This window comes from Prosthecobacter sp. (assembly GCF_014879935.1).
Lineage (GTDB): Bacteria > Verrucomicrobiota > Verrucomicrobiia > Verrucomicrobiales > Verrucomicrobiaceae > Prosthecobacter.
In genome coordinates this window covers 41302-47483 of sequence record NZ_JACSRD010000129.1, presented here as the reverse complement: position 1 = coordinate 47483, position 6182 = coordinate 41302, and the positions used below count along the sequence as shown (strand labels likewise).

General features: G+C 59.9%; 5 protein-coding genes. All 5 read left to right on the top strand.

Translation table 11 applies throughout. The features are described 5' to 3' along the window. Positions 1-32: 32 nt before the first annotated feature. Positions 33-749, top strand: coding sequence for a hypothetical protein (locus tag IAE77_RS11010; RefSeq protein WP_294226117.1), 717 nt, complete (start codon positions 33-35; stop codon positions 747-749). 82 nt (positions 750-831) lie between these two features. After that, positions 832-2052, top strand: coding sequence for an alpha/beta hydrolase-fold protein (locus tag IAE77_RS11005; protein WP_294226115.1), 1221 nt, complete (start codon positions 832-834; stop codon positions 2050-2052). Positions 2053-2158: 106 nt separating this feature from the next. Next, entirely contained in the window at positions 2159-3730 is a 1572-nt protein-coding gene (locus IAE77_RS11000; protein ID WP_294226113.1) for a type I restriction-modification system subunit M, read from the top strand. After that, positions 3727-4962: a restriction endonuclease subunit S gene (locus IAE77_RS10995; protein ID WP_294226110.1), complete on the top strand. Its 1236-nt coding sequence runs from the start codon at positions 3727-3729 to the stop codon at positions 4960-4962. The genes IAE77_RS11000 and IAE77_RS10995 overlap by 4 nt, the downstream gene beginning before the upstream one ends. A 493-nt stretch (positions 4963-5455) precedes the next feature. Further along, positions 5456-5908 carry an IS200/IS605 family transposase gene (tnpA, locus tag IAE77_RS10990; protein WP_294226107.1) on the top strand — a complete coding sequence of 151 codons (453 nt, stop codon included), beginning with the start codon at positions 5456-5458 and terminating at the stop codon, positions 5906-5908. The last annotated feature ends 274 nt before the right edge of the window (positions 5909-6182 follow it).

Sequence of the window (6182 nt, the reverse complement as noted above, 5' to 3'; positions counted from 1 at the left end):
AAACTTCTTTCAATAACAAAAATACACCAGCCATGTTCGACTCACGTTTGATGACCTCTGGCGCTCTCGCTGTCCTTGCAGCCGCACTTTCCTCCTGCGCCTTGCCGAAGCAGCCTTTGCTCACTTACTGGAAGGAAATGCGTCGTTCCAACAGCGTTTCCCCTCTTGAAACGGGCAAGACGTACGAGGTGCGGAAGGCCCTCGCCTCCAACGTGCCCTTCCGACCCGGCGAGATCCAGCGCTACACCTTCGTCTTTCAGGAGGCAAAACCTCCCCTCATCGCCGCGTCGAATGTGCATCGCAGTTCTCAGATCCGCGTTCGCACCACCGCCTACACTCACAGCGAGAGCGACCATATCATCTATGGCGTCAAAAACGCCATCGGCACGAATCTGAAATTCGGCAGCGTCCGCAGTGCTGCCGCCGACTGGTCGCGCTTCCCCGTCGGCACCCGGTTCCGCATCGCCGGCCAGCCCGGCGTCGTTTATGAAGTCGATGACTACGGCAGTGCCCTCGTCGGCACCGGCACCATCGATCTCTACAAGCCCAGCCGCTCCATGATGGACGCGTGGGGCGTGCGTCATGTGGACATCGAAGTCATCCAGTGGGGCTCCTTCGAGCGCAGCATGGATCTCATGCGCGACCGCACCCGTTGGAAGCACGTCCGCGCCATGATGGACGGCATCGAATCCCGGCTGCGCACCGCAGGACTGTCCCACGCGAAGTTCCCTGTCACCGCCGCGCTTTGATCGCGTCCAGGCGCACGCCTGTCAGCGGCTGCGGAAATCGGGCGATATTCCACTGCATGCATCGGCGTTAGAAAACGTCTTCATGCGTGTTGTCCTCGTCCTTTTGCTCCTCTCCTTTGCCAGCCCCGGTCATGCCCAGCTCAGACCTGCGCCCCAAGCCACGGCCACTCCCCGGCAGATTCGCGAGGGCCTGAAAACCGCCACGCAGCCCGAAGATCAAAAAGCCCTCCACGACCAGGTGCTCCGCCTCTTCGGCCTCAAAAACCTCACCCAGGGCCGTGCAGGCGCGAAGATCGAGGCCACCACCGTCGCCTGGGCTGTGCTCGACCCCAAACCGGCCCGCGTCCTCAGCCAGGACGGAGCACTCATTGGCGACATGACCGCCCTCGGCGAAGACGGCCTCCAGGTGCTCGTCGCCGACATGCCGAACTTCACCGACACCGCCTACCGCATCGAATCCGAAGGCATGCCCCGCCTCGCCGGCACCGTCCACATCGAGCACTACGACTACACCGCCGACAGCCTCCCGCAGCCCGGCGTCCCGCAGGGCCGGCTGGAAAAGTTCGAGTGGGCCACCAGCCAGATCTTCCCTGGCACCGTCCGTGACGTCACCGTCTATCTTCCCGCCGGCCTCCAGCCTGGTGAGGAAACCTGCCTCATGGTCTGGCAGGACGGCTCCCGCCATGTCGATCCCCACGGCTCCATGCGTGTCTCCACCGTCTTCGACAATCTCATCCACAAAAAAGACATGCCCCGCACCGTCGGCGTCTTCATCGATCCCGGCCGCAAGCCCCAGCAAAAGCCCGGCGACAAAGCGGCCAACCGTGGCTTCGAATACGACTCCCTCGGCGACGCCTACGCCCGCTTCCTCCTCCAGGAAATCCTCCCCGAGGTCGAAAAGCGCCATCAGGTGAAGTTTCGCCCCCAGCCCGAAGCCTGGGCCATAGCCGGCGGCTCCTCCGGCGGCATCTGCTCCTTCACGGTCGCCTGGGAACGCCCCGACAGATTCCGCAAAGTCCTCTCCTGGGTCGGCTCCTTCGTCGATCTCAAAGGCGGCCACGTCTATCCCTCCCTCATCCGCCTCACCGAGCGCAAACCCCTGCGCCTCTACCTCCTCGATGGCGAAAACGACCTCGACAACAAATTCGGCAACTGGCCCCTCGCCAACAAGCAGATGGCCGCTGCGCTCAAATACATGGGCTATGACTTCCGCATCGACTGGACGCAATGCTTCCACGGCAGCAAAGGCATGGCCCCCCACCTCCCCGACGCCCTCCGCTGGCTCTGGCGTGATGTGAAGTGAAGCCCGGAGCGAAAGGCTCGCGCTGTTGCGCCCCAGATCGGCAAACAGGGCCGAACGATGCTGCTTGCCAGGCAAAACGGTCGCGGCTTGGATGAAAATCCTCCCCATGCCCGACGACGCCAAACAGACCCTCCACACCCAGCTCTGGAACATCGCCAACACGCTGCGCGGGAAGATGGGGGCGGATGAGTTCCGGGACTACATCCTGGGCTTCATCTTCTACAAATACCTCTCCGAGCGCATCCACCTCTTCGCGGATGAGATCCTGAAACACGACGGCGTCACCTTTGCCGAGCTGGATGAAAAGTCCGCCGAGGGCAAAGAGATGCTGGAGGCCATCGAAAAGGAGGCGGTGGAGCGTCTGGGTTACTTCTTAAAGCCCGCGGAGCTGTTTCATCGCGTGGCGGAGAAAGGGGCGCGGAAGGAGGACAACTTCATTTTGGAGGACCTCGCCGCCATCCTGAAGCACATCGAGTCCAGCACCATGGGGCATGACAGCGAGGAGGACTTTGAGGGACTGTTTGAGGACCTCGACCTCGGCTCGTCAAAGCTCGGCAAGACCGAGAACCAGAAGAACGAACTCATCGCCAAGGTGCTCGTGCATCTGGACAAGATCGACTTCCGCCTGGCCGATACCGAGGCGGACGTGCTGGGGGATGCCTATGAGTATCTCATCGGCCAGTTTGCCAGCGGCGCGGGAAAGAAGGCCGGGGAGTTCTACACGCCGCAGGAGGTCAGCACCATTTTGGCAAAGATCGTCACCACCGGGAAGAAGAGCCTGAAGAGCGTCTATGACCCCACCTGCGGCTCCGGCTCCCTGCTGCTGCGAGTGGCGAAGGAGGTGGAGGACGTGGGCCACTTCTACGGGCAGGAGATGAACCCCACCACCTACAACCTCGCCCGCATGAACATGATCCTGCACGGCGTGCATTATCAGCGCTTCGACCTGCGGAATGAGGACACGCTGGAGCATCCCGCGCCGGAGCATGCCGACCTGCGCTTTGAGGCCGTCGTGGCCAGTTTGGCCTTCTCCGTGAAATGGTCCGCCAGCGAGGTGCTGAAGGGCGACGACCGTTTCAGCGCCTATGGGAAGCTGGCCCCCTCGTCGAAGGCGGACTTCGCCTTTGTGCAGCACATGATCCACCACCTGGAGCATGGAGGCACCATGGCCTGCGTGTTGCCGCATGGCGTCCTGTTCCGTGGCGGCGCGGAGGGGCACATCCGCCGCTACCTCATCGACACCTGCAACTACCTGGACGCCGTCATCGGCCTGCCGGCGAACATTTTTAAAGACTCCGGCATCCCCACCTGCATCCTCGTGCTGAAAAAAGGCCGCGAGCACCCGGACGACATCTTGTTCATTGATGCCAGCCAGGGCTTTGAAAAGGTGGGGAACCAGAACCAGCTCCGCCCCGAGCACATCGAGCGCATCGTCACCACCTACCGGCAGCGCCGCAGCGAGGAAAAGTTCAGCCACGTGGCCGACCTCCGCCAAGTGCAGGAAAACGAGTTCAACCTCAACATCCCCCGCTACGTCGATACCTTCGACGAGGAGGAGCAGATCGACCTCGATGCCGTCGCCACCCAGCTCGCCGAGCTGGAGAAGTCCATGCGCGAGAACGACCAGGTCATCGCCGGGTTCTGCGCGGAGTTGGGAATCAAAGCACCGCTGGCATGAGCACGACGAAAACATCCGCCCACGTGCCCAAGCTCAGGTTTCCGGGGTTTAGTGACGATGCATTCCAAATCAAACTTGGTGAGGTGGCCAAAGTCACATCAGGCGGAACACCAAGCAGACAAATACCAAGATATTGGGATGGTCAGATTCCTTGGGTCACAACTTCTCTGATCGATTTTAACCGCGTCTCGTGTGCTGATGAGTTTATCACGGATGAAGGCTTGGATAACTCGTCCGCTAAACTTTTTCCGAAAGGCACAGTGATAATGGCCTTGTATGGGCAAGGGGTCACTAGAGGTAAGGTTGCGATACTTGAGTTTGAAGCAGCGACAAATCAGGCATGTGCAGCCATGTTGATCCACGACCGCCGGTTGGTGAACGAATATCTGTTCTATGATCTGCAGCGTCGATATACCGAACTGCGCCAATTGAGTAATGATGGCAGTCAAAAGAACCTCAGTGGTGATTTGCTCAAGAATCTTGAAGTCACACTCCCGTATGTCCCCGAGCAGCAAAAGGTCGCGGCGTTCCTGACGGCGGTGGATGGGCGGATCGAGCAACTGAGCCGGAAGAAAGCCCTGCTGGAGGCCTACAAGAAGGGCGTGATGCAACAGCTCTTCACCCAAACCCTCCGCTTCCAAGACGACCACGGCCACGACTTCCCGGATTGGGAGGAGAAGCGGTTAAGCCAAGTGGCAACGATCACGAAGGGTTCAGGTATCTCCAAAGCTGATATTGATGCGAACGGGGACACGCCCTGCATTCGCTACGGCGAACTCTACACCGACTATGGTGAGCTCATCGATGAAGTTAAGTCCCGGACCAGTCTTCCACGCAAAGATTTGGTCATGAGCCGCAAGAACGATGTCATTATTCCATCATCGGGAGAGACCCACATCGACATCGCACGAGCGGCTTGTGTCATTCACGACGATGTCGCGTTGGGAGGAGACCTGAACATCATGCAGACCAAGCAGAACGGTGTTTTCTTGGCCTACTACCTGAACAATGCCTGCAAACACGCCATAGCGCGGGTCGCTCAAGGGAGCTCGGTGGTGCATCTTTACCCAGATCAGCTCAAGGGCCTGTTGCTGCGCCTCCCCAGCCTGCCCGAACAAACGAAGATCGCGAGCTTCCTGAGCGCGTTGGACGGGAAGATCGGGGCGGTGGGAGAGCAGATGAGGCAGACGCAGGCCTGGAAGAAGGGGCTGCTGCAGCAGATGTTTGTGTGACGAAGGTGCGCGCCCATCCCCCAAATTAGGTCGCCCCTTCAGGGCTCCGGCGTCGTTGCGCCGCCAACCCAGGGCGTTGCCCTGGGCTGCGATAGGCCTCGCCTTTGGCGCTCAAGAAGGCGCACCAACGGTGCAATCTATAGCAGCGAAGGGCAGCGCCCTGGAGATGAGGCAGACGCAGGCCTGGAAGAAGGGGCTGCTGCAGCAGATGTTTGTGTGAGGAAGGCCTTTCCGCCATTCCACGCATTAGATCGCCCCTACAGGGCTCCGGTGTCTTTGCGCCGCCAACCCAGGGCCTTGCCCTGGGCTGCGATAGGCCGCGCCTTTGGCGCTCCGATCCACGGGGCACACATGGTTTTACATCGTTTGTCTGATTCTTCCGCACCAACGGTGCAAACTACCGTAGCCCAGGGCAACGCCCTGGGGTAGCGTGGACGAAGGACATCCCGGAGCCCTGAAGGGGCGACCTAAATCCCAACGCGCATCATCTCACATGCCGCAATCGCTCGCCAACCTCTACGTCCACCTGATCTTCTCGACGAAGGAACGGTTTCCGTTTCTCTCCAAAGACGTGCGCCCCGATCTACACGCCTACATGGCGACGGTGCTGGCGAATCTGAACTCCCCGGCGGTGCTCATCAACTCGGTGGAGGACCATGTGCATGTCCTCTTCAACATGGGGCGCACGGTGACTTTGGCCCAGGTGGTGGAAGACGTGAAGAAGTCGTCCTCCAAATGGATCAAGACACAGGGGCCGAAGTTCGGGCAGTTTGCGTGGCAAGCCGGATACGGCGGATTTTCCGTGAGCGAGTCCAACGTGCCGAAGGTGGCGAACTACATCCGCACTCAAGAAGAGCACCACCGGGTGAAGACCTTTCAGGAGGAATACCTGGAGTTTCTGACCAAGCACAAGATCCAATATGACGAACGGTATGTGTGGGATTGATGTGCCGATGATCTTGTCTTTTGAATTGGGTCGCCCCTACAGGGCTCCGGCGTCGTTGCGCGGCAACCCCAGGGCGTTGCCCTGGGCTGCGATAGGCCGCGCCTTTGGCGCTCAAGAAGTAGCACCAACGGTGCAATCTATCGCAGCGAAGGGCAAAGGCCTGGGTAAGGGCCAAAGGCCAATCGAAGGGTAACGCCTTGGAGTAAAGAAAAGCCGAAAATCTTTACATGTCAGTCGCCGCCTGTTAAGTTTTTGGCGTTTTCTTGACACGTTA

Bases quoted from the DNA above. Each gene is read 5' to 3' on its own strand.
- IAE77_RS10995 (WP_294226110.1), top strand. From the start codon at position 3,727: ATGAGCACGACGAAAACATCCGCCCACGTGCCCAAGCTCAGGTTTCCG.
- IAE77_RS11005 (WP_294226115.1), top strand. From the start codon at position 832: ATGCGTGTTGTCCTCGTCCTTTTGCTCCTCTCCTTTGCCAGCCCCGGT.
- IAE77_RS11010 (WP_294226117.1), top strand. From the start codon at position 33: ATGTTCGACTCACGTTTGATGACCTCTGGCGCTCTCGCTGTCCTTGCA.
- IAE77_RS11000 (WP_294226113.1), top strand. From the start codon at position 2,159: ATGCCCGACGACGCCAAACAGACCCTCCACACCCAGCTCTGGAACATC.
- tnpA (WP_294226107.1), top strand. From the start codon at position 5,456: ATGCCGCAATCGCTCGCCAACCTCTACGTCCACCTGATCTTCTCGACG.